Source organism: Pragia fontium DSM 5563 = ATCC 49100 (assembly GCF_900112475.1).
Lineage (GTDB): Bacteria > Pseudomonadota > Gammaproteobacteria > Enterobacterales > Enterobacteriaceae > Pragia > Pragia fontium.
Genome location: NZ_FOLW01000002.1, coordinates 377,369 through 402,420, shown reverse-complemented (window position 1 = coordinate 402,420; position 25,052 = coordinate 377,369). Strand labels below are relative to the sequence as shown.

The following is a 25,052-nucleotide window of genomic DNA, read 5'->3' as shown; positions in this document are numbered from 1 at the left end:
TGATTCATAACAACTTTATATATCTACTAATATTTAACTACCTACTAAATAATCAGGAGATATTCATGGCTGTTTTACTTCAGGTCGATTTCAGTATGCCCGCTGAAATGCTAGGTGAAAACTTATCCAAAAGTGCAATCGGTCTTGCTGAAAGCATTACTCAAGAACCCGGTTTTATTTCAAAAATCTGGACCGAAAATCTACAAACAGAAGAAGCCGGTGGTATTTATCTGTTTACCGATCGCGCATCGGCTGAACGTTACTGGGAAATGCATCAAAAACGTATAGCGTCATTTGGTGTTAAAAATGCAAACGGTAAAATCTTTGATATCAATCTGCCATTAACTAAAATTACCCGCGGACACATCAGCTAGCCCGCCAGGATGACATAATATATTACTCAGTTATGTCATCCCGCTTTCAGGCTGCAATGATGATATTTTTAGCGCCAGTCTTCATCCTATCCATTACCCGATTCCCCAGATTTAATAATTCATCGCGACCAATATAACTAATCTGTGAACCTTTCCATGTTTTGTCAAAAATCAAAATTGCAACGCCAAAAGAGGCCGTTGTGACTTCCTGCTGTTTATTGGCAGCGACAAACCATTTAGGAACATGAAAAGGGATCCGGCCGCGAATAAACGCAATGTGATCCGCATTCTCTTCTGGCCACCATTCTTCAGCGGTAGCAACCTTAACCAAATAAACATAACGCCCTCCCAACTCTCGTTGCGCGATAGTATGACGCATAATATGCGCCATACCAGTAAGATAATGACCGTTATGTTTTTTAGCTCTGGAATAAGGAGGATTAGCAAATGCCGCCCCTTTAAGTTCCGATAGCCGCTCAGACCAGCTTTTGGTTAATGCATTTTCTGCTGCCGTGTAAAAATTCGGGCACTTGCTGTTTTCGCCATCGCTAAACAAGTCAAGAACCAACGGGCCATATAGCTCGTTAATCCCCCAAAACAGCGCATCAGGTGTACGCCACTGATCACCAATATCTTTTAAAAAATGTTTAGGTTTTGAACGCAGAACATTTATCTGCTGTAAATATTCTGTGTTTGAAAAATCAATCATGGTAATTCTCTAAACTATTGAGTACCAGACGCTAATATCAGACCGATTGAAAGTTATCGCCTAACCACATACGGCGGAATGCTTAATAAAACACACCTTCGTAAATAGATATATTCGGTCAATATAGAACTAGCCACTCCTATTAATAATATAGATATATCGTCCCAACTCCGTTAAAAGATATTAAATTGAATTTTAAATCTAAAATGAACAATATAAGTTTGCAGACATATTTTCACCTAAAAAGAATAAAAAAAACACACAATCAAATGATAAATAATTCATTAAATATTAATTACATGTAATAAGATGGATTTAATTTTGCTTGATTTTACAAAAGCAAAGATATTAATTAAATATATCAATAAGTTAGAATTACATCATTAACAACCAGTTTCTTAACAAAAAAACACTTTAAAAATCAATTGATTAATATTTTTTTAAAGTTTTTTTTGTAAAGATACTTATGCCGTTCAGACTTTAATTACTTAGAATCATATAGATACAAAACATATGTTTATTGTTAAAAAAAAGCTAAATCGCAGCATAATTAACAAAATTAATAATGTAATTATAATAATTTGCATGATGTTATTCTGCCTATTTTTGGATTTATGAATTAAAAAATTCAAAAAACACGCCATAGAAATAGATAGTTCTGCATCTAGCAAGGTCAATTCTCTTAAAGAAAAACGTTAATAAAACCCCTCCCCCACTATTAGCTAAATAACAGAAAAAGCGTTTAATATGAGAATTTGATATTACTTTCATAGATAGGTAACGATAACTCCCACTCCTGGTAGCTATCATTATCATGTAAGCTTATGGATTGCGTATATTCCAATCTATATCGACATAAAAACAGCTGGTTTTAGTCGAATAGGTTTTAGACCATAGCCTTAAATTCATAAGCTATCGGTGATCGCCAAATAAAAACATCAGAGTCTCTTAAACAAGATTGACTTAGAAGATAAGTTATATAAGAACAATACCAACACAAATAACTAGAGGGTAAAATTACAGAACAACTCTCTTATGGAAAGATAGTAAAAAAATAAACAGTCGTTCTGTTATTTTAAAGGGAAGTTTCTTGAGAATGGATAACACATTGTATAATAAGTGAAAACAAAAAATAACAGATCGATTTCGTACAGAAACCATCTGGATTCTGGTTTATTTCTGTACGAAATCCCCTATAAAAAACTAGTGATATTACCAGCTTGTTTTAGGTGACAAATCTCGGTGATAATTACCTAAGCGTTTTATCAGTTATAACTTAATTGTTTTTGGTTTGCCGTGAAACCGACTCCACACATATTTGGGTTTCACGGCTATTTTTTTGCCTTTTTACAGCCAAACTACCTATCGGTATTTCTGAATTACTCAATACGCAACAAATTATTTAAAAAATTAGGCAGGCCACCTTAAACAAAAATGGCCTGTCAATGAGATCAATTTCTAAGTCTGGGCGCTTGCAATTGATGCCTGATTGAAGCGGCAAGCTCATCAAGGGATGGCTGTTCAGGATGAGTATCATCTTCTTCCTGAGCCAACTGTATCTCAGCTAAATAAGTGTGAACAGGCTGACCCTCGGCATCTTCCATTACAACATGATACCAGGGCGCATTTTTTAGGGTATCGTCAGCAGCCATCTCATCAGAAACTGGTTGATCAAGGGAATATTCAGCATCAATATCAATAATCACGCCTAAATTACCCAATAACCTATGTCTAACTTGCTGACCAATAGTAAATTTACTGGTAATCATCATATCCTCCTCATATTCAGGCTCTGCCTTCTCCTTAAATATGAGGGGGACTCGCTATTTTTCAAGACAAATTGTGCTATTCGTGCGGTTTATTACTCAATCTGACTTAACTTTACACTTTAAATGCATTTTACCGGCTTAGGTAAGCCTGCAATCTTTGTTGCCTGCTTTGCTGGCCCCTTAACAAAAAGACGATACAAATAGCGGCTGTTCCCCTTTTCCTCACCATATTTTTGCGTCATGGCCTTTACCAGCATACGTATCGCCGGAGAGGTGTTGAACTCCTGATAAAACTCACGAACAAAACGAATAACCTGCCAGTGTTCCTCCGTCAACTCGATACCTTCCTGCTGAGCCAAAATAACCGCCATCGGCTCACACCAGTCATTGCTATTCATCAGATACCCTTGAGCATCGGTTTCTATAGGACGCCCTTCAAACTCGAACATACAACCTCAGTACTAGAAATAATTTGGCTTATTGTAACCGAAAAAATTCCTCAGAGGTTCCCCTGTAATAAAATCAAACAGTCGATAAAAGGCATGGATGATGGAAATTCAGTCAAAAAATAGCGTTTTTGATGTTTTTTCAGCCGAACGATTGAATTAAATGAATTATCCTCTTTACAAGGTCCCTCAAGCTGTTCTATATTGCACGCCATTGCGGAGGGGTGGCCGAGTGGCTGAAGGCAGCGGTCTTGAAAACCGCCGATGGGCAACCATCCGAGAGTTCGAATCTCTCCTCCTCCGCCATCAAATTCAACGGGTTAGCTTAGGCTAGCCCGTTTTCGTTTTGGTGAATTAGTATATTGTTAGTATATTAATGCAACAAAAAACCTCCTGAAGGAGGTTTAGTTATTTAAACAAATAGAACTATTTCGTTCGCCACATCCTATATTGTCTCCAGACGCCAACCTCTGTGACATATTCCTGCGGAGTTCCGTCGGCACTGATATCTAACGTTTTTCTCATTCCTAAATCGAAAGTACTGCACTCATTACTGACTCTCAATTTATGAGGCCCATTTTTTAGATAGACGGTAATAAACTGATTCTGTCGAAGTAAGGCAACGTCAGTTTTATCAATGTTTATGAGAAACTTACAATTCCCCCCCGATGTATTGCCACTAAACTGCTTTAAACGCGTCACCGTTATCTTAGTTTGTTGTTCTGTAGGATTTGGAGTGACTAATTGCTGATTTAATACTATTTCAGCTGGCCCATAAGGTCGTGCGCATCCTGCGAGAATCAAAACAGCTACCGCTAAAATTATTTTTTTCATGTCGCTTCTCAGACGTTAAATTAGTAATTACCTCATTATCACGATCTAAGAAGATTATACAATGAAGCTAACAGCACATCTCTGTACGAGAAAAATCCCTACAAACTTATTTTCTATAATAAACAGAAAAAGAACAGACCAGTGTTTCTTAACCACTATAATCTTTCCCTTCATCACACTGCCCCTTCCCCCAAACAAATACCCCAAACGAGTTTTGAGGCCAAACAACAGTTCAGGCATAATAGCCTTATGATTTTCATCACCCCAGATCGCTATGGTTTGTAATGGAGCCGTCAGATGGACTGTTGTTCTACTTCTTCATCCCTTCTAACCCTTAATCAAGCGTTAGAAAAATTACTGTCTCAGGCCGTTACCGTTTGCCAAACGGAACAAATAGCCCTCACTCAGGCTGCCAGACGTATTACCGCTCAGGCCATCACTTCACCGATTAACGTTCCCCCTTTCGCTAATTCAGCGATGGATGGATATGCGGTGCGTCTGAGTGATGTGACTGCATCTGCCATTCTACCCATTGCAGGCAAAGCGTTTGCTGGTCAGCCATTTCATGGTGAATGGCCGGTTGGCACCTGTCTTCGCATTATGACCGGTGCACCGGTACCCTCGGGAGCCGAAGCGGTCATCATGCAAGAGCAGGCTGAAGTACTGGAAAATGGTATTCGTTTCAGCACTATGCCTAAAGCCGGTCAAAATATTCGCTTAGCCGGTGAAGATATTCGCCAAGGGGCGGAAGTTTTACCCGCTGGAGCAAAACTGGGTGTGGCTGAATTACCTTTACTGGCCTCATTAGGCGTAGCTGAGGTCAATGTGTATCGCCGATTGAAAGTTGCCCTGTTCTCCACCGGTGATGAGCTACAAACCATCGGCCAACCGTTACAGGACGGGCAAATTTACGATACTAACCGTTTTGCGGTTCGCCTGATGTTAGAACAGATGGATTGCGAAGTTATCGATCTGGGTATTATCCGTGATGATGAAAGCGCGATTCGTGACGCTTTTGCTAGAGCCGATAGTCTGGCTGATGTGGTGATCAGCAGCGGTGGCGTTTCCGTGGGTGAAGCCGACTATACCAAACAAATTTTAGATGAGCTGGGGCAAATCAGCTTTTGGAAGCTGGCTATCAAACCGGGTAAACCATTTGCCTTCGGCAAACTAAGCCATTCACTATTCTGTGGCTTACCGGGTAATCCTGTTTCTGCCGCACTGACCTTCTATCAGTTGGTGCAACCTTTACTGATGAAGCTTAATGGCTACAGCCAATGGCAGAAGCCCCGCCAGATTAAAGTTAAAACCACCACACCTCTGAAAAAAACGCCGGGACGTATGGATTTCCAACGTGGGATTTTATCCAGCAATGCTCAGGGCGAGTTAGAAGTCCAAACGACCGGCCATCAGGGATCTCATGTATTTAGCTCCTTTAGTCAGGCCAACTGCTTTATCGTCTTAGAGCAAGAGCGTGGTTCTGTCGCCGCCGGAGAATGGGTAACCGTTGAACCCTTCAATGGATTACTGGAGAGTTAAGCATGCTACCGGAATTAAGCGATAGCGAAGCCCTGCGCTATAACCGCCAAATTATTCTGCGCGGTTTTGACTTTGATGGACAAGAGAAGTTAAAAGCGTCTTCGGCGCTGATAGTTGGTTTAGGTGGACTTGGAAGCCCGGCTGCACAATATCTTGCCGCGGCTGGCATCGGTTCACTGACGCTATTGGATTTTGATACGGTTTCTTTATCTAATCTACAGCGTCAAATCCTGCATCGAGACGATCGTATCGGCATGCCGAAAGTTGAGTCTGCTCGGATGACACTATCAGAAATCAACCCCCATGTTGCTCTGCATACGGTTGATGCTAATCTCGACGATCCGGAACTGCTCAAACTAATTCAACAGGTTGATGTGGTATTAGACTGCACGGATAACGTAGAAATTCGTAATCGACTCAACCAGCACTGCTTTAGCTTAACTAAACCGCTAATATCCGGTGCAGCCATTCGTATGGAAGGTCAAGTCAGCGTATTTACCTATCAGAATAATGAGCCCTGCTACCGCTGCCTGAGTCGCCTGTTTGGCAGCGAAGCACTTACCTGTGTAGAAGCTGGGGTAATGTCGCCATTAGTTGGCATGATAGGTTCGATGCAGGCTATGGAAGCCATTAAAGTACTTACTGGATTTGGCTCCCCACTAACCGGTCGATTACTAATGATTGATGCCATGACCATGCAGTTTAGGGAAATGAAGCTACTGCGCGATCCCGCCTGCCCGGTATGCAGGCATCAGGATTAATGCCAATCACGACTGCGATAACCGATACGGCTTGATAACCGTATCGGCATTCATCCCACGATTACAACGTATTATCGTCATTACTCTGCACATTCTGATCTTCAGGTTCAGCCTGACAATCGTCTGATTCACACTTCACTAATTCTATTGGACCCTGATGCAAAATAATCAATAACCACCCAGTTTGACTGGTAAAATCTTCGCCATCAAACGGTTGAACGCCAGATTCACCACCGCACAACATCAAACGGGAAGAGGCCGCGCAAGACCAACCATTCGCAGCTAACCTCTGTGATAATTCGTTATCCTGCTCGCCCAGACGATCGAGAAAAAACTTTTCTTTCGTCTTTAAGTTTTCAACCACCCAGGCTCTCATGCTTAGCTGCTTTTCCGTAAGATTCTTTTGATCTTCCATGCCTTTCTCATACGGTACGACCAGCAATAACGGTTCAGATACATCACCACTCTCCGGGTTTACTGCCTGATATTTCCCGGCAAACGATATTTCATCCGTTGCAGCATTGGCATAGCCAACAAATACCAGACTGACGATCCCTATCCATAACAGCCGTTGTATATCACGATAAATAGATCTATTTGAACTGCTATGCTTTTTAGCCACTGAGTATTTCCTCTGTGATCTCAGGATGATAATAATAACTATAGCTGGTATCTGGCGAAGTCAGCAAAGTTGATAGTTTGGATGATAATACCCTTAAATAAGCAGGCTAAATGACTGCGCAATTGATTAAATTTTCAAATCACTTGCTGTTCTGGAAGCCAACCGGTGTTTCTGCCTAAGCAATTTTGTCATCTGGATAAGATGCCCCATCGCCCTTCAATATCATTATGTTGTTTAATATCTTGTCATCCCCCATATACAAAAAACCGAAGAGATTCACACCTCTTCGGTTCATGATAAGCAAATTGCGTTATTAATTAAAAATTAAAACGGAAGCCCAAATTTCCTTCAATCGGCGTTTCAATCTGACTACCTTTACGGTAATCCATCTCCATATATAGTGAGGTTTGAGCAGAGATTTGAGCATTCAGACCCACACCATATTTGCCAATATCACCTGAGAAATCGTTATTGAAGTCATTGCGTTGGTTAATTCGTACTTTATTCGAACGAATAAACTCACGTTCAATCGCCGCTCGCACATAAGGACTCAGCTTGGTGCCATTGTTTAAGTCAAATGCTTTGCCAACGGTGACACCCACTTCCCCTTTCGCTGAACGATTTTGATCAATATCGGCCTTCATACCATTATTCAAAGTGATATTTTTACTTTCAGCACTAAAATAACTGGCGCGCAGATAAGGCTCAATAAACATTCCCAAACCGGCCTGGTAGTTATAACCCGTTTCAATTGCAGCACCGATAGCATTCTGATGATAATCGCTCTTGGCGGTATTACCGCTGGTCATCCGGGCATTCAAAGAATGACTAAAGCGGTTAGCTTTTATGACACCATCAAGGTAATAACCAAGATTATCAAAGTAAGTTGCATAAACACCCAGGCTATAGCTATCTATATCACTGTTACCACCGCGCGCATTTTTCAATTTATTATTACTGTAGGCAGTGAAACCACCGAGTACTAACTTTCCGGCAGCTAAACTTATGGCCTTATCTACACCAATCTCAAGGCCATCCTGCTGTAACTTATAGGCCGCACCCGATGAAGTTTCAACACGAGTATTATTGGTTAAATAACGCCCCCATGTCCCATAATCATGACCAACACTAGTCTTTAAATCTCCCTTCCTCTGACGTAGCGTTTGTAATTCGCCATCAAAAATAAACTGGCTGGCTGACGCCATGTTGAGTACCGCATCAGTTGACGGTGTAGTTTTTTTAGATACGATTGGCGGGGTCAGCGGAGTTGTTATTTCTGGTTCTGGTTCTGGTTCTGGTTCTTGATCGGCTTGCCAGTCAGCCCCTAAATACCACACGTTACCGGCTAAACCATCTTTGCCACTTTGTTGTTTAAGGCTATACATATATGTACCACCATCAACAGCAGCAATATTCTCCCCGGAAATAGAGGCTAAAGAAAAATCAGCGCCGCTACTTTTATCATTAATGATATTCAGCGTCAGATTTTCAGCGGAAGTTATCTCTTCACCTGAATCGGTAATCATTACCTTATGGCTTCCACTGGCATTATCAACAAACAACGTATTTCCCTTGCCCTGATTAAGCGTGGTATTAAAGTTAAACACGCCGGAGCCAGAGAGCGATCCCAAATGCAGATTAACGTAGTTATCAGCACCACCGTTCTCAAAGCTTACCGTGCCACCGAGCATATTCAGATCCTTCACCGTAGCAAAAGCATTACTTTCATCACTGTAATTGACCACCAACGCGCTGCTTTCACCGTTCAGAATCACCTTATCCGCCACAGAGCCATTACTACCGGCCGTATCCATATAAAGGATCGCAGCGTCATTGACCTGTGTGGTTCCACTGAGCATGCCCCCAGCCTTCACTTGAGAATAAGCATGGTCATTTAATGAGGTATCTTTCGCTTCACCGCCAGCGGATATCAACTGTCTGGTAGAACCATAAAAGAGTGATCCGCTAGATAGTCCCTGAGCCTTCACCCATTGAATTGAATTATCGTTAAACTGAGCATCAATACTGTGACCATTTGACTCAACAATCTGTTTGCTGGCATCAAAGAAAACAGCGTCTTTTGATGTTGCCTGCGTATCCCAATTTTTCGACTTATCCTTCATGCCCCAAAGCATCTCAATTGAATTGTCATAATAGCGACTATTTGTTACTAACGGCGCGTACCAAATTGAGCCATCGCTACTGATTTGAACAGCGACATCCCCATTGTCAGCAAACTGAGTAGATACGAAAACCACTGATTCACCTTTGGCTACCGTTTGATCAGCCGTCGTTAGAACCCACATTAAACTATCATTTAATGTGGTATTTTCTGCTCGGCCGTAATAACTCCCTTGATCACCATTGAAACTGGTTCCACTAACAATCAGCCGACTATTATTCATTTCAGTATATTTAGCGGTGCCTGAAGCTATCTGCACGCGAAAATGAGCCTGTGGATCATACAGCTCATAGCCATCACCATTCAGGACAAAATGATTAGCTTCACTACCGATGGAAACACCATCTCCAGCTCTAATACTATAGAACTCATCTGGTCCAAATTTATCCTGTTCACAAACATCCGTAACGACATACCCACCACAAGGTGCGGCATACGCGGATACAGATAGAGATGCAGTGAAAATAGATGAAATAACCAAGCTTAAATACGTTTTACGTAAACTATATTCCATAACGACAGTTCCTTGTTTCCTTGTTGTTTATCATGCTCTTTTATAAAAAACACTAAATCGTGGCCAAAACTAAATTTATTTAAATTTATCTTTGGCCAGGAAATTACAAAAGTATGTTAACTTCTATAAAAATTAAAATGCAAATAAGTTTTAAATCCGATTCTATAAGATTCAAAATCGAAAATTCAACCTCTAAAATAATAATTAAACCCAGCTTTATTAACAAATTGATATAAACGTTCGATACAAATCATTTGATAGGTGGTAACTATTAAAAACAATAAATCGATCGTCATAACAATACTACTCGTAAGGGATTAAATGGCAATCAATTGTTTTTAAAGTAAAAAATAAAAACCACTTTTAATGAAAATATTTTAAAAATAAAGCAACAATATTGAAAAATTAAAAAATAAAAGAGTTTTAAATAAAATTAAAAATAAAAATAAAACAACTCAAACCAAAATCATATAGATAAAGATAAAACCATATTTAAATAACATTTTTATATTTGATCCATATAAAAATAATCATTATTTAAATTATTACCCACTAAATAGTTCTTACCCGCTACACCTCACCCCCTACTCAAAATAGCGAATCTCTCTTTTCCACGCGAGAATGCCGCTGCTTTTATCAATTCTATCTATTCGGTGAACCTGATGCGTGTAATGCTGGCGCCAATGGAAGGCGTATTGGATGCTTATATTCGTGAACGACTACTCATCTACGATCTCTGCGTAACGGAGTTTGTACGTGTGCTGTATACCCTCCTATTACCGAAGGCCTTCTATCGCCTCTGTCCTGAGCTACATAATGGAGGACGCACCAAATCAAGTACACCGGTTCGCGTGCAATTACTGGGTAACTCACCGCAGTGGATGGTAGAAAACGCCGCCAGAACGGTTGAGATGGGTTCCCATGGTATCGTTCTCAACGGCGGTTGCCCGACTAAGCAGTGACTGGGGTATTAAAAGAAGGAATACCAACAAGCTTCAGAGCTATTGACTGTTATTCGAGCAAGTAATAATGCTAAATATCTGGCTTGGCAAATTCAGGCATTTACAGCCGAGGTTAGCTTAGTTAAAACAGCTTAAGACAAAAAAGAAAGCACCCCATTACCCTTCAGTATCATTAAATACACGAAAACCGAAGAGATTCACACCTCTTCGGTTCATAATAGGCAAATTGCGTTATTAATTAAAAATTAATGCGGAAGCCCAGATTACCTTCAATCGGCGTTTCAACCTGACTGCCTTTACGGTAATCCATCTCCATATATAGTGAGGTTTGAGCGGTAATTTGAGCACTCAGACCCACACCATATTTGCCAATATCACCTGAAAAATCGTTATTGAAATCATTGCGTTGGTTAATTCGTACTTTATTCGAACGAATAAACTCACGTTCAATCGCCGCTCGCACATAAGGACTAAGCTTAGCACCATTGTTTAGGTCAAACACTTTACCAACGGTGACACCCGCTTCCCCTTTCGCAGAACGACTTTGATCAATATCGGCCTTCATACCGTTATTCAAGGTGATGCTTTTGCTTTCAGCGCTAAAGTAACTGGCACGCAAGTAAGGCTCAATAAACATTCCCCAACCGGCCTGGTAGTTATAACCCGTTTCAATCGCCGCTCCGATAGCGTTCTGATGATACTCGCTCTTGGCGGTATTACCGCTGGTCATCCGGGCATTAAGAGAATGATTAAAACGGTTGGCTTTTATGACACCATCAAGGTAATAACCAAGGTTATCCAAATAAGTGGCATAAACACCCAGACTATAGCTATCTATATCACTGTTACCACCGCGCGCATTTTTCAATTTATTATTACTGTAGGCAGTGAAACCACCGAGTACTAACTTTCCGGCAGCTAAACTTATTGCCTTATCTACACCAATCTCAAGGCCATCCTGCTGTAACTTATAGGCCGCACCCGATGAAGTTTCAACCCGAGTGTTATTGGTTAAATAACGCCCCCATGTCCCATAATCATGACCAACCCCAGTCTTTAAATCTCCCTTTCTCTGACGTAGAGTTTGTAATTCGCCATCAAAAATAAACTGGCTGGCTGACGCCATGTTGAGTACCGCATCAGTTGACGGCGTAGTTTTTTTAGATACGATTAGCGGGGTCAGCGGAGTTGTTATTTCTGGTTCTGGATCGGCTTGCCAGTCAGCCCCTAAATACCACACGTTACCGGCTAAACCATCTTTGCCACTTTGTTGTTTAAGGCTATACATATATGTACCACCATCAACAGCAGCAATATTCTCCCCGGAAATAGAGGCTAAAGAAAAATCAGCGCCGCTACTTTTATCATTAATGATATTCAACGTCAGATTTTCAGCGGAAGTTATCTCTTCACCTGAATCGGTAATCATTACCTTATGGCTTCCACTGGCATTATCAACAAACAACGTATTTCCCTTGCCCTGATTAAGCGTGGTATTAAAGCTAAACACGCCGAAGCCAGAAAGCGAGCCCAAATGCAGATTAACGTAGTTATCAGCACCACCGTTCTCAAAGCTCACCGTACCACCGATCATATTCAGATCATTCACCGTAGCAAAAGCATCATTTTCATCACTATAATTGACCACCAAGGCGCTATTTTCGCCGTTGAGCACCACCTTATCCGCCACGGCACCATCGCGACCGGCAGTATCCATATAAAGGATCGCTGCGTCATTAACCTGTGTGGTTCCACTCAGCAACCCCCTAGCATTCACTCGGGAGTATGCATGGTCATTTAATGAGGTATCCTTTGCCTCTCCATATTCAGATATCAGTTGACTGGCTGAACCATAAAAGCGCGCGCCACTCGATAATCCCTCTTTTTTAACCTGCTGAGTTGAATTATCGTTAAACTTGGCATCAATACTATGGCCATTTGACAAAACAGTTTGATGGCTGCCATCAAAGAAAACCGAGTTTTGTGATGTCGCCAGAGTATCCCAATTTTTATCCGCACGCTTTATACCCCAAACCGTCTCCTTTGAAGTGTCATAATAACGACTATTTGTCACTACCGGCGCATAAAAAACTGATGAACCATCCTCAGTAGTTTCAACCCAGGTAGATCCGCCCTTCGCAAACTGGGTAGATACAACAACCTCTGATTTTCCTTTAGCTACCGTTTGATCTGCCGTCGTTGTTACCCACATTAAACTATCATTTAATGTGGTATTTTCTGCCCGGCCATAATAATCAGTCTTCCAATATGTTCCGGAAATAATCAACTGAATGTTATTCAGTTCAGTATATTTAACGGTGCCAGAAAATACACTAGCGTAAAAGTGAGCCAATGGCTCATACCTCTCATATCCATCACCGTTCAGGACAAAATGATTATCTTCACTACCGATGGAAACACCATCGCCAGGTGAAATGGAATAGAACTCTCCCGGTGCAAACTTATTCTGTTCGCAAATTTTCTCGATATTACCGTCACCACAAGGGGCCGCATAAGCGGACACGGATAGAGATGCAGTAAAAATAGAGGAAATAATCAAGCTTAAATGCGTTTTACGTAAACCATATTCCATAATGACAGTTCCTTGTTTCCTTGTCGTTCGCCGTACATTTTTATAAAAAAACCAAATTTCGGCCTAAACTAAATTTATTTAAATTTAGAATGAAAAAGTTATAGAGCATATTTTTGTCATAAAAAACAAAAGCATAATGCGCTTTAAATTTAATCAATTGAAATGTTAAGTCTAAAAATCAATATAGCAATCAGAACCTATTACAATAACAAAATTACAGACCTGATTTTTATATCCTAACATATAAAATAACCATCAAAAACAAAAAAATTAATAAAAATAACAATATCAAATGCGTGCTTTATTTATTTAAACAAATACTTAAAATAAAAAAATAAACTCAACCATATGATTTTAAATGAAAAAAATAAAATCATATATTTTAAATTCGTGAGTTAAAATAAAAATAATAACGATAAAAAAACAACATTGAAAAAAAACAAAAATAATATGCATAAAATTTAATTAAAAATTAAAAAAACAAAATAACAAAAAAAATAAATAAAAAATAAAACCAAAATAAAAAACAAAAAAACATATAAAAAACAGGGCTCTCCAATAAAAAATTAAAACCAAGAAAACAAAATACCAAAAAAAATAACACCTTAACATATGACTTCTGTTTATTTTATATAAAATAGAACCAGTTACGCACACTTACCCATCAAATCAATCTTACCGGCTATCTCAAGATGGCGAATCTCTCTTTTCCATGCGAGAATGCCGCCGCTTTTGAACAATTTTATCTACTCGGTGAACCAGATGCGTGTAATGTTGGCGCCAATGGAAGGCGTATTGGATGCTTATGTTCGTGAATTACTCACGGAAATTAACGACTACGATCTCTGCGTAACGGAGTTTGTACGTGTGGTGCATACCCTGCTATCAACGAAGGCCTTCTATCGCCTCTGCCCTGAGCTACATAACGGTGGACGTACCAAGTCCGGTACACCGGTTCGCGTTCAACTATTGGGTAACTCGCCACAATGGATGGCTGAAAACGCCGCCAGAGCGATTGAGATGGGTTCACATGGTATCGATCTCAACTGCGGTTGCCCGGCTAAGCGTGTGGTGGGTGGCGATGGTGGTGCCAGCCTGTTACGCACGCCTGAAACTATCTATCAGGTTACAAAAGCGATGCGCCAAGCCATCCCTACACATCAACCGCTATCGGTGAAAATTCGCTTAGGCTGGGATTCTATTGAGCATCGTTTTGAAATCGCCGATGCGGCGCAACAAGGCGGAGCCAGCGAATTAGTGGTGCACGGACGTACTAAAGAAGACGGCTATAAAGCAGATAAAATTAATTGGCAGGCCATTGGCGACATTCGCCAACGTTTATCCATACCCGTGATCGCCAACGGCGAGATATGGAGTTATGAAGATGCTCAGCGCTGCCTGGAAATAACCGGCTGTGATGCCCTTATGCTTGGTCGCGGTGGCTTAAATATCCCCAATCTGGGATCAGTGGTGAAACATCAACAAGAGAAAATGCCTTGGGAAGACGTGTTAGAACTGCTAAAGAAATACGTTCAGACTGAGAATCCGTATGATACCGGTTTCTATAATATTGCCAGAACCAAGCAGTGGCTGGGATATTTAAAGAAAGAATACCAACAAGCTTCAGAGCTATTTACTGTTGTTAGAGCAAGTAATAATGCTAAACAGCTAGCTTTGCAAATTCAGGGATTTAAAGCCTAGTTTAGCTCAGTTAAAAACACCTCAACACAAAAAAGAAAGCGCCCCATCACCCTTCAATATCATTAAATAGACAAAAACCGAAGAGGATCCCCCCCTTCGGTTAGTGACGAATGACAATACGATTAATTAAAAATTAAACCGGAAGCCCAGATTTCCTTCAATCGGTGTTTCAACCTGACTGCCTTTACGATAATCCATTTCCATATATAGTGAGGTTTGAGCGGAAATTTGAGCACTCAGACCCACACCATATTTGCCAATATTACCTGAAAAATCGTTATTGAAATCATATCGTTGGTTTATTCGTACTTTGTTCGAACGGATAAGCTCACGTTCAATCGCCACTCGCACATAAGGGCTAAGCTTGGTGCCATTGTTTAAGTCAAATGCTTTGCCAACGGTGATACCCACTTCCCCTTTCGCTGAATGACTTTGATCAATATCAGCCTTCATACCATTATTCAAGGTGATACTTTTGCTTTCAGCACTAAAGTAACTGGCTCGCAAGTAAGGTTCAATAAACATCCCCAAACCGGCCTGATAGTTATAACCCGTTTCAATCGCCGCCCCGATAGCGTTCTGATGATAATCGCTCTTGACGGTATTACCGCTGGTCATCCGGGCATTAAGAGAATGATTAAAGCGGTTGGCTTTTATGACACCGTCAAGATAATAACCAAGGTTATCCAAATAAGTGGCATAAATACCCAGGCTATAGCTATCTATCTCACTGTTACCGCCGCGCGCATGTTTCAACTTATTGTTACTGTAGGCGGTTAATCCGCCAATCAGCACTTTTCCTGAGTCTAAGCTTATTGCCTTATCTACACCAATCTCAACGCCATTCTGCTGTAGCTTATAGGCCGCACCCGATGAAGTTTCAACCCGAGTGTTATTGGTTAAATAACGCCCCCATGTCCCATAATTATGACCAACACCAGTCTTTAAATCTCCCTTTCTCTGACGTAGAGTTTGTAATTCACCATCAAAAATAAACTGGCTGGCTGAGGCTAAACTGAGCACTGCATCGGTTGATGGTGTGGTTTTTTTAGAGCCGTTTGGCGGGGTTAGCGGAGACATTATTTCTGGTTCTATTTCTTGAGCGGGTTGCCAGTCGGCTCCTAAATACCACACGCTACCGGCTAAACCATCTTTGCCACTTTGTTGTTTAAGGCTATACATGTATGTACCACCGTCAACACCGGCAATATTCTCACCGGAAATAGAGGCTAAAGAAAAATCAGCGCCGCTACTTTTATCATTAATGATATTCAGCGTCAGATTCTCGGCGGAAGTTATCTCTTCACCTGAATCGGTAATCATTACCTTATGGCTTCCACTGGCATTATCAACAAACAACGTATTTCCCTTGCCCTGATTAATCGTGGTATTGAAGCTAAATACGCCGGAGCCAGAAAGCGAGCCTAAATGCAGATTAACGTAGTTATCAGCACCACCGTTCTCAAAACTTACCGTACCACCGATCATGTTCAGGTCATTCACCGTAGCAAAAGCATCATTTTCATCACTATAATTGACCACCAAGGCGCTATTTTCGCCGTTGAGTACCACCTTGTCCGCCACGGCACCATCGCGACTGGCGGTATCCATATAAAGGGCCGCAGCATCATTTAGCTGCGTGGTTCCACTCAGCAAGCCCCCCATCCCTACTCGGGAGGAAGCATGGTCATTTAATGAAGTATCTTTCGCCTCACCGCCTGCGGATATTAACTGCATTGCAGAACCATAAAAGCGCGCTCCGCTAGATACACCTTCGACCTTCACCCATTGATTCGAGCTATCGTTAAACTCGGCATCAATACTGTGGCCACTTGACTCAATAACTTGCTCGCTGTGATCAAAAAAAACCGAATTTTGTGTTGTCGCTTGAGTATCCCAATTTTTATCCTCACGCTTTATACCCCAAAGCATCTCACCTGAAGTGTCATAATAACGGCTATTCGTCACTAACGGTGCATACGAAATTGAACCATCATCATTGACACTAACAAAAGCCTCCCCTCTGTTGCTAAACTGAGTAGATACGACAATCTTTGATTTTCCTTTGGCTACCGTTTGATCTGCCGTCGTTGTTACCCACATTAAACTATCATTTAATGTGGTATTTTCTGCCCGGCCATAATAACTCGTCGAATTACCGCTAAAACTGGTCAAACTAATATTCAGCCGGCTATTATTCATTTCAGTATATTTAACGGTACCTGAAGTTATCTGCGCGCGAAAATGAGCCTGTGGATTATAAAGTTCATAACCATCACCGTTCAGAATAAAATGATGATCTTCACTACCGATGGAAACACCATCTCCGGGGCTAATACTATAGAACTCATCTGGTCCAAATTTATCTTGCTCGCAAACGTTTTTAACACTATATCCACCACAAGGGGCGGCATAAGCGGACACGGATAGAGATGCAGTGAAAATAGATGAAATAACCAAGCTTAAATACGTTTTACGTAAACCATATTCCATAACGATAGTTCCTTCTTTCCTTGTTATTTACCGTGCACTTTTATAAAAAACACTAAATCGTGGCCTAAACTAAACTTATTTAAATTTAGAATGCCAAAAAATCACATGAGTATTTATATTATATACAACAGATATACATGAGTTATTTAGTTAATGAATCAGAATAATAAATCTGTAATTGAAATTACAAATAAAAACAAATTGAATTAATAAACTGGCATAAGCCAACCATTTAAATCATACCACGAAGAATAACCACCTAAAATAGAGAGCCCAATCTCAGCCACAGCTTATCTCTCAATAAAAATCATGCTATAAAATTAAAGAAAAACAAACAACTAATTGATTTAAAATAGAAATATAAAAAATCGAATGAAATAGTTAAAAAAATAAAAAGTAATAAAAAAGAATAAAAAAATTGAAAAACAAAAACAAAAGAGCTTCATTTTAAATTAATATAAAAAACAAAATAAGCAAAAAACAGCAAAACTAAAACTCACACATGATAAGGATTGCAGATTGTTATATTGAATTTATATGGTTTTTTTATATAAAGTATAACCATTCGCACATTCTTACCCCATTAAGTCAATATTGCCGATTATATTCAGAGTGACGAATATATCTTTTCTATGCCAGATACCGATGCTTTTTATCAATTCTATCTGTCCAGTGAATCTGAAGCGTGTAATGTTGAAACGAATAGTAGATTAATTACCCCTAAATACTAAACCATCCTTATCCCACTCAATCGATCGATACTAACGATCGATAATCCATTATCAATAGATTTAATCGCCAAAACCGATCATAATTAACTTATTGATAGTCAAAACAGATCAATTTAATATATTATCGTTTTCACAAACGATGGAGTCTATCCAGAACGATCAATAAGTAAGCATCAATTAATAGAAAAGATCGTATCAATTTAGCCAATGATTTGAGGGAACGAACAAGAACATGTACCAACAGGATATTAGAAAAATTGCCATCGTTCGCCGAAATGGATTTGGAGATTTTATCTGCGCAGTTCCACTCATCATGCATCTGGAGAAAACCTATCCAGATGCTGTGATTACGTTATTCGTTGATGAACGTAATCACAGCATCGTCCCCTACTTTTTTACTCATCTTAAAACGGTCGTTATCCCTGCCGGAAACAAATATCTTTCGTTACTAAGAGCTGGTTTAACATACCGTGCTGAAAAATTTGATCTGGTGATTTCGGTGAAATCATCACCCATGAAGTTAAATAACCTATTTCTGGCTGTTCTTGGCGGTAAACATAATCTGGCGATTGTTGATGAGAAAAGCTGGCATTCAAAATTTATCAATCATCCACGAAACGCAGATTTGTATAAAATAGGCCATCAGGCACTACAATGTCTGCGAATTTTTGATCCGGCGATCCAACATATTTCTTCTGATCTTTACCCCAAAATTAGTCTCAATAGACTGACTCCGCTCTCTGTATCATTACCTTCCCCCTATCTGTTAGTTTCAGTATCCAATAACCGAATCAGCAGTACACTCTCATCAACATCATTAGCAAGTATCGCCAATGATATTTATAAAAAACATGATATTAGCTTGATCATTTCCTGCCATAAGAAAGATAAAAAGCAAGCAAAGGAACTACAACATGCCCTCAATATGCCATCACAGATATTTATTACCCCTGATTTAAACAGCTTCTTATCAGTACTCAATCTGGCCGATATCGTTCTGGTTGGTGATGGCGGGATATGTCACTTTGCTGCTTGCATGAACAAGAATCTGGTAGCTCTGTACGCGGGAACATCATTAGAGAAATGGGGGCCGCTATCGGAACAGGCAATCTGTCTCTTTGATACCAACAATGTTAATAACATTCCTGAAATTGAAATTAAAAAGGCCGTTGAAACCTTCCTTATCTCATCCCCTTCAAACAAGGCTGTTTTACCTTAAAGAAGCTCACAAACATTCATCTCAACAGCAAATCAACATAGTTATTGCGTCCATCCGTCCACAGTTCACCTTGGCGGATTTCTACAGCCTTAGTAAACATCGGGCCATCAAGGCAAAAAGTATGATATTCACCATATTCCGCACAGCGATCGATCCCTTCCGGCAAATTATCCAATAGTTGCGTATCAATTATTTGTCCCAGATAGTCTGAACTCAGTCGAGTGCCATCAACGGCAACAATAGTGGTTTTATAGCCCAAATCCAGAAACTCGTCCGTCACCTGTTGCGTCGTTGCCCCCCATAACGGATAAACTCCCTGCACACCGTGGCGTTGGTTGAGGTTATCCCGATAGGCTTTAACATCCTCCAGATGAATATCGCCGTACATCACATGATTAATTCCCTGCTGAACAAGCTCCTGATAAAACTGCCCAACCTTATCATCGTAATCCGCATAGGCATGACCGCGTTTATCTTCCAGCGTTAATATATGCAGCTCAAGCCCCAAGGCATCAGCCTGAGCCTGTAAAACGTTCTGGCGGATATGGTGGGCGGTTGATCGACCGGTATTCGCATCAAACATTGTCATTAAACCAATCGGCTGATATTCAGCAAACCTTGCATCATGGCGCAGACGATGCAGCGCCAGAGTGGCATCTTTACCACCGGAAGTGGCGACCATTACCGGCTGTTTTTGCGGTTGAAGACGGACGTTTTTCACCTGAAACTCACCTGATTATTATGCTAAGTAAATCCATGTAGTGGGATCTTAATGATTAACTGAATAAAAAATCATATCAAAAAATGGCTTAATTCCTTAGCTAGAACTATAACTATCTATAAATCAGCAGAAAAATACAATTACTTACAAATAATCACCCCATATTAAGCTGAATAAGTCGTTGTTTTACTGTTCGTAGAGTTAAAGCATAAATTATAATTTCACTGGTCGAACATTCTGTTCATTCATTAATAATTTATTGAAGTCATCATCATATGCGCACACAAATTCGTTTTACTTTATTAAGTCTGGCGATTTTCACTTCGGGATTTCTGGCGGCTACCACAGTATCGGCTAAGAATACGCACGGGGTTTCCCAAAGCTCACCGGCTAAGCCTGAGCTTTCGTCAAAAAGTGCGTTAGTGGTGGATATACAAAGCCGCAAGGTGCTCTATTCCAGTAATCCGGATAAAGTGGTTCCTATCGCTTCCCTAACTAAACTGATGACTGCGATGGTGGTACTGGACGCCAAGCAACCATTAACCCAGGTCATTCCGGTAAAAATTAATGAAACCAAAGAATTAAGAGGGGTTTTCTCCCGCGTAAAAGTGGGTAGTGAAATAACCCGTAAGGAAATGCTGCTGTTAGCTTTAATGTCTTCAGAAAACCGAGCGGCAGCTAGTCTGGCTCACAACTACCCCGGTGGCTATCGCGCTTTTATTAAGGCGATGAATGCCAAAGCTAAATCTCTTGGTATGAAGAATACTCGCTATGTTGAGCCTACCGGCTTATCAGAGAAGAATGTCTCCACGGCCAGAGACTTAAGTCGCTTGGTCATCGCAACCAAGAAATATCCCATGCTCAGCCAGCTCAGTACCACTGAGGGGAAAACCGTTTCGTTTGAGAATCCACGATATACCCTTGAATTTCACAATACCAATCACCTCATCCGCAATCATGATTGGAAAATTCAACTGACTAAAACGGGCTACACCGATGAAGCTGGCCGTTGTTTAACCATGCGTACCACCATTGGCAACCGAGAAGTCGCGCTGGTCATGCTTGATGCTTATGGTAAGTACACCCATTTTGCCGATGCGAATCGCTTACGTAATTGGATGGAATCCGGTCAAAGTCTATCAATTGCCGAAGTCAGTAATAAAAATACTAAGAAACAGAAAGCTAAATCCTTACGCCAAGGATAATGTCTACACGCGGTATCTGCCCTTCGTCACCCCGGTGAAAACCGGGGTCTGATCTTGAAGACGACTCCCACTTCATCCCCGATAACGATTTGCTAATCTCAATAACACAATTAATTACAAATCCTGCCATAGGCGAAAATCCGCATTCTCACTTATACTTCTTGCCAATTAACACCCCCTTTCACTACCAAAAGAAGCCAAAAGTTAGTCACTATGCGCACAAAAATTCGTTACTCTCTGCTAAGTCTGTTCATTCTCTCTGCCGGTACCTTTTCTGTTTCCACTGTTCAGGCCACCGGAGCGCCAACAATAGCCTCCAAGTCCGCAGCACAGCCAGAGATTGCTTCCGGCAGTGCGCTGGTCATTGATATGAAAAATAACAAGGTTATTTACTCTACCAATCCGGATAAAGTGGTACCGATTGCCTCTATTACTAAATTAATGACCGCTATGGTGGTGCTGGATAAAAAGCTATCGCTGACTGAAATCATCCCGGTAACCATCAATCAAACCAAAGAACTGGAAGGGGTATATTCTCGCGTTAAAGTGGGCAGTGAGGTTTCTCGGGGAGATATTATGTTGCTGGCGCTAATGTCATCAGAAAACCGAGCCGCGGCGGCGCTGGCCCATAGCTATCCCGGTGGCTATAACGCCTTTATTAAGGCAATGAATGATAAAGCCAAAGCGCTGGGCATGACTCACACGCACTATGTCGAGCCTACTGGTCTGTCCGAGCAGAACGTATCAACGGCCAACGATTTAACCCGTCTGCTGTTTGCCAGTAAACAATACCCTCTGCTCAGTCAATTAAGTACCACTCAGGAAAAAACTATCAGCTTCCAGAAGCCTAACTACACTTTAGAATTCCGCAATACCAACTATCTGGTTAAAAAAGACGACTGGAATATTCAGTTAACCAAAACCGGTTTCACCAATCAGGCCGGCCATTGCCTAGCCATGCGCACCACCATAAATCATCGCGAAGTGACGTTAGTGGTACTCGACGCCTTCGGCAAATACACCCACTTTGCCGATGCCAACCGCCTACGGAAATGGATGGAAACCGGAGAAGCGCCACCCGTGCCTCAAGCGGCTAAAAATTACCGCAAGCAAAAAGCGTTACAAACCACGCTTAATTAGCAATTCTGAGATGAGCTCTGTGGTATGAACCCTCTATTCATCTGCTATATTTCTATAGCAGATGAATCAGCCTTAATATACTATTTCCTCTGTTAACATTCCGTCTCCCTTAACTATTTTTAATTTTAGGAGCCTACCAAATTGGCAGGAAGCAGTTTACTCGCATTACTTGATGATATTGCCGCCGTCCTTGACGATGTCGCCCTAATGACCAAAGTTGCCGCTAAAAAAACTTCGGGGGTATTAGGTGACGATCTGGCGCTTAACGCTCAACAGGTCAGCGGGGTCAGAGCCGATCGGGAACTTCCGGTGGTCTGGGCCGTTGCGAAAGGCTCGTTTATCAATAAGCTGATTTTGGTACCGCTGGCATTAGCGATCAGCGCATTTATTCCCTGGGCGGTCACACCATTACTGATGCTCGGCGGCGCATTCCTTTGCTATGAAGGGTTTGAAAAGCTGGCGCATAAATATCTGCACCCTAAAGCGCCCCACAACGATAATGATCCACAAGCTAATACGCCCGCCTTATCTCAAGAAGAAATCGCCGCTTATGAAAAACAAAAAGTCAAAGGTGCTATCCGCACTGACTTTATTTTATCAGCGGAGATTATCGCGATTACCCTAGGTACCGTCGCCCACACCGGCTTTCTCCAGCAGGTGCTGGTGATGTCGGGTATTGCGATTACAATGACCATAGGTGTTTATGGTCTGGTAGCCGGCATCGTTAGGTTGGATGATGTTGGTTTTTACCTGCGTGATAAAAAAGCCCGTTTGGCGAAAGCCGTGGGTAACGGGCTGGTAAACACAACGCCTTATCTGATGCGTACCTTATCAGTTGTCGGTACCGCCGCCATGTTTATGGTAGGTGGCGGCATTTTGACTCATGGGCTCGCCCCCATCAGCCAGCTCATTACTAACTGGTCTGCCGCCACCGCTTCAGTTCCTGCCATCGGTAGCCTGTTACAAGCGTTGTCACCGACTTTGCTCAACATGCTATTTGGTGTTATTGCCGGTGCTATGGTGTTACTTGGTGTGTCTGTTATCAGCAAGGTCATACCTAAAAAATCAGCAAATAAATCAAACTAATTCTCTCTGAAGCCTGTCGCTAATTATCGACAGGCTTACACGTTTTGAAATACATTTCCGCTCCCCTTTACAACAAAGCATCCCCCGTTATCTATACTGGATCTGAGACCGCAAAATAGGCCTGATCTACAGGTTTAGTTTTTTCCCGGTGCGGCCATTGGCAAACATGGGGTGTCTTATGATGTTTAATCATGTATGGGGACTTCTGACTCATCCGGGCCGGGAATTCCAACAAATCAGTCAGGAAAAAGAGACGCTTTCCCATCTCTATACCCGCAATCTGTTAGTTCTGGCGGCGATTCCCGTTGTCAGCTCATTTATCGGTACCACTCAATTTGGTTGGATGCTCAACGATATACCGCCAATGAAAGTATCGATGTTTACCGCAGGCTATATCGCCATTATTTTTTATGCCATGTTACTGGCGGCAGTCGTTCTGGTGGGTCAAGTGATCTATCGGCTAGCCCGACGTTATGAACAACGCCCTAGCCTTGAACGTTGTATTATTTTTGCTGGTTATACCGCTACCCCCATGTTTTTAAGCGGTCTGGTCGCGCTATATCCGTTGGTTTGGCTGTGCCTATTGGCCGGCATTATCGGTCTATGTTATTGCGCCTATCTGCTCTATTCTGGTATTCCAACGTTTATGAATATTGACCGCAGTGAAGGATTTATCTTCTCCAGTTCAACGTTGGCCATCGGTGTGTTAGTTCTGGAAGCGCTGTTAGCCATTACCGTATTGCTTTGGGGCTACGGGGCTCATTTCTGGTAATACCATTTCTTAATCGCTAAAAGGGCGCAATCTTCAACGACTGTGCCCTTTTATCTTTCCCATATCGATTAATTATCTGCCACTCGTCAGCCCGTTTTTTTGTGGTTATCTATACTTAAAGCCAATGATTTAACCACACCATCCTCACAGAGAGCCCTGTCGATGAATAATGAATTAATCGAAAAAGGTTATCGTCGCTACGTCGGGAATAAAATAGATGTTTATTTTAACACCAACATTTGTCAGCATTCTGGCAACTGCGTACGCGGTAATCACGCCATTTTTAACCTGTCACGTAAACCCTGGATTGTGCCTGATAACGCGACCCTTGAAGAAGTAAAACGGGTAATCGATACCTGTCCCAGCGGCGCACTACAATACCAGGAGAAATAAAATGAGTATCAATATTCTTGAGGGTGAAAACCGTTTTTATGTGAATGATCCAGACGGTAATATGCTGGCAGAAATCGCTTTTGTCCCCACCGGAGAAAAGCTGGCTATTATTGACCACACCTATGTAGATGCGCGCCTTAAAGGTCAGGGGGTAGGCAAAAATCTGGTGTTAAAAGTGGTGGAGAAAATGCGTAATGAACAACGAAAAATTATTCCACTCTGCCCGTTTGCCAAGCACGAATTTGATGTCACGCCGGAATATCAGGATATCAGAGCCTGATACCGG

The 25,052-nt window shown here is 41.4% G+C and carries 20 protein-coding genes, 1 tRNA gene and 1 pseudogene; 13 read left to right on the top strand and 9 right to left on the bottom strand.

Annotated features, from left to right (window positions below):
- Window positions 1–65: 65 nt before the first annotated feature.
- The gene (locus BMZ28_RS04980) at window positions 66–374 is read left to right on the top strand and encodes a monooxygenase (RefSeq protein ID WP_047780739.1); all 309 of its coding nucleotides are present in this window, start codon (window positions 66–68) and stop codon (window positions 372–374) included.
- A gap of 46 nt (window positions 375–420) precedes the next feature.
- On the opposite strand, the gene BMZ28_RS04975 is transcribed toward BMZ28_RS04980, so the two are convergent.
- The 3 genes from BMZ28_RS04975 to tusE all read right to left on the bottom strand — a co-directional run bounded on the left by BMZ28_RS04975 (window position 421) and on the right by tusE (window position 3,301).
- Complete coding sequence (locus tag BMZ28_RS04975) at window positions 421–1,083, bottom strand: phage N-6-adenine-methyltransferase (RefSeq protein WP_074821172.1); 663 nt, start codon at window positions 1,081–1,083, stop codon at window positions 421–423.
- A 1,451-nt stretch (window positions 1,084–2,534) separates the two neighbouring features.
- Window positions 2,535–2,852 (bottom strand): heat shock protein HspQ, encoded by a 318-nt coding sequence (gene hspQ / locus BMZ28_RS04970; RefSeq protein ID WP_047780737.1) that lies wholly within the window; start codon window positions 2,850–2,852, stop codon window positions 2,535–2,537.
- Between the two features lie 119 nt (window positions 2,853–2,971).
- Window positions 2,972–3,301 (bottom strand): sulfurtransferase TusE, encoded by a 330-nt coding sequence (tusE, locus tag BMZ28_RS04965; RefSeq protein WP_074821170.1) that lies wholly within the window; start codon window positions 3,299–3,301, stop codon window positions 2,972–2,974.
- Between the two features lie 215 nt (window positions 3,302–3,516).
- Between tusE and BMZ28_RS04960 the strand changes: the two genes are divergently transcribed.
- Window positions 3,517–3,604, top strand: a tRNA-Ser gene (locus tag BMZ28_RS04960).
- A 120-nt stretch (window positions 3,605–3,724) separates the two neighbouring features.
- On the opposite strand, the gene BMZ28_RS04955 is transcribed toward BMZ28_RS04960, so the two are convergent.
- Window positions 3,725–4,132: a membrane lipoprotein lipid attachment site-containing protein gene (locus tag BMZ28_RS04955; RefSeq protein WP_074821166.1), complete on the bottom strand. Its 408-nt coding sequence runs from the start codon at window positions 4,130–4,132 to the stop codon at window positions 3,725–3,727.
- 297 nt (window positions 4,133–4,429) lie between these two features.
- Between BMZ28_RS04955 and moeA the strand changes: the two genes are divergently transcribed.
- Entirely contained in the window at window positions 4,430–5,671 is a 1,242-nt protein-coding gene (gene moeA / locus BMZ28_RS04945) for a molybdopterin molybdotransferase MoeA (protein ID WP_074821160.1), read from the top strand.
- A 2-nt stretch (window positions 5,672–5,673) separates the two neighbouring features.
- Complete coding sequence (gene moeB / locus BMZ28_RS04940) at window positions 5,674–6,432, top strand: molybdopterin-synthase adenylyltransferase MoeB (protein WP_074821157.1); 759 nt, start codon at window positions 5,674–5,676, stop codon at window positions 6,430–6,432.
- Between the two features lie 61 nt (window positions 6,433–6,493).
- Here moeB and BMZ28_RS04935 read toward each other — a convergent pair whose 3' ends face one another.
- Complete coding sequence (locus BMZ28_RS04935) at window positions 6,494–7,054, bottom strand: hypothetical protein (RefSeq protein ID WP_074821154.1); 561 nt, start codon at window positions 7,052–7,054, stop codon at window positions 6,494–6,496.
- A gap of 317 nt (window positions 7,055–7,371) precedes the next feature.
- Window positions 7,372–9,750: an autotransporter outer membrane beta-barrel domain-containing protein gene (locus BMZ28_RS04930; RefSeq protein WP_074821152.1), complete on the bottom strand. Its 2,379-nt coding sequence runs from the start codon at window positions 9,748–9,750 to the stop codon at window positions 7,372–7,374.
- 662 nt (window positions 9,751–10,412) lie between these two features.
- Here BMZ28_RS04930 and BMZ28_RS04925 point away from each other — a divergent pair.
- A pseudogene (locus BMZ28_RS04925) lies at window positions 10,413–10,706 on the top strand (tRNA-dihydrouridine synthase); the annotation flags it as partial.
- Between the two features lie 244 nt (window positions 10,707–10,950).
- On the opposite strand, the gene BMZ28_RS04920 reads toward BMZ28_RS04925, so the two are convergent.
- Window positions 10,951–13,305, bottom strand: a complete 2,355-nt coding sequence (locus tag BMZ28_RS04920) for an autotransporter outer membrane beta-barrel domain-containing protein (protein ID WP_047780728.1) — start codon at window positions 13,303–13,305, stop codon at window positions 10,951–10,953.
- A 762-nt stretch (window positions 13,306–14,067) separates the two neighbouring features.
- Here BMZ28_RS04920 and dusC point away from each other — a divergent pair.
- Entirely contained in the window at window positions 14,068–15,006 is a 939-nt protein-coding gene (dusC, locus tag BMZ28_RS04915) for a tRNA dihydrouridine(16) synthase DusC (protein ID WP_047782581.1), read from the top strand.
- Between the two features lie 126 nt (window positions 15,007–15,132).
- On the opposite strand, the gene BMZ28_RS04910 is transcribed toward dusC, so the two are convergent.
- Window positions 15,133–17,499: an autotransporter outer membrane beta-barrel domain-containing protein gene (locus BMZ28_RS04910; protein ID WP_074821146.1), complete on the bottom strand. Its 2,367-nt coding sequence runs from the start codon at window positions 17,497–17,499 to the stop codon at window positions 15,133–15,135.
- Window positions 17,500–18,462: 963 nt separating this feature from the next.
- On the opposite strand from BMZ28_RS04910, the gene BMZ28_RS04905 reads away from it, so the two are divergent.
- Window positions 18,463–19,449 carry a glycosyltransferase family 9 protein gene (locus tag BMZ28_RS04905; protein ID WP_074821144.1) on the top strand — a complete coding sequence of 329 codons (987 nt, stop codon included), beginning with the start codon at window positions 18,463–18,465 and terminating at the stop codon, window positions 19,447–19,449.
- Between the two features lie 16 nt (window positions 19,450–19,465).
- Here the strand turns inward: BMZ28_RS04905 and BMZ28_RS04900 are convergent, their stop codons facing one another.
- Window positions 19,466–20,170, bottom strand: a complete 705-nt coding sequence (locus BMZ28_RS04900) for a Dph6-related ATP pyrophosphatase (protein ID WP_074821141.1) — start codon at window positions 20,168–20,170, stop codon at window positions 19,466–19,468.
- A 275-nt stretch (window positions 20,171–20,445) separates the two neighbouring features.
- On the opposite strand from BMZ28_RS04900, the gene pbpG (BMZ28_RS04895) reads away from it, so the two are divergent.
- From pbpG (BMZ28_RS04895) to BMZ28_RS04870, 6 genes are all read left to right on the top strand, one after another.
- Window positions 20,446–21,375, top strand: coding sequence for a D-alanyl-D-alanine endopeptidase (gene pbpG / locus BMZ28_RS04895; protein WP_074821138.1), 930 nt, complete (start codon window positions 20,446–20,448; stop codon window positions 21,373–21,375).
- A 213-nt stretch (window positions 21,376–21,588) separates the two neighbouring features.
- Entirely contained in the window at window positions 21,589–22,515 is a 927-nt protein-coding gene (pbpG, locus tag BMZ28_RS04890; protein ID WP_074821135.1) for a D-alanyl-D-alanine endopeptidase, read from the top strand.
- A 141-nt stretch (window positions 22,516–22,656) separates the two neighbouring features.
- On the top strand, window positions 22,657–23,601 hold the full coding sequence (locus BMZ28_RS04885) for a DUF808 domain-containing protein (RefSeq protein ID WP_047780722.1): 945 nt from the start codon (window positions 22,657–22,659) through the stop codon (window positions 23,599–23,601).
- 181 nt (window positions 23,602–23,782) lie between these two features.
- Window positions 23,783–24,373, top strand: coding sequence for a Yip1 family protein (locus tag BMZ28_RS04880; protein ID WP_047782580.1), 591 nt, complete (start codon window positions 23,783–23,785; stop codon window positions 24,371–24,373).
- Window positions 24,374–24,535: 162 nt separating this feature from the next.
- Window positions 24,536–24,766, top strand: a complete 231-nt coding sequence (locus BMZ28_RS04875) for a (4Fe-4S)-binding protein (RefSeq protein ID WP_047780721.1) — start codon at window positions 24,536–24,538, stop codon at window positions 24,764–24,766.
- 7 nt (window positions 24,767–24,773) lie between these two features.
- The gene (locus BMZ28_RS04870) at window positions 24,774–25,046 is read left to right on the top strand and encodes a GNAT family N-acetyltransferase (RefSeq protein WP_047782579.1); all 273 of its coding nucleotides are present in this window, start codon (window positions 24,774–24,776) and stop codon (window positions 25,044–25,046) included.
- Window positions 25,047–25,052: the final 6 nt, after the last annotated feature.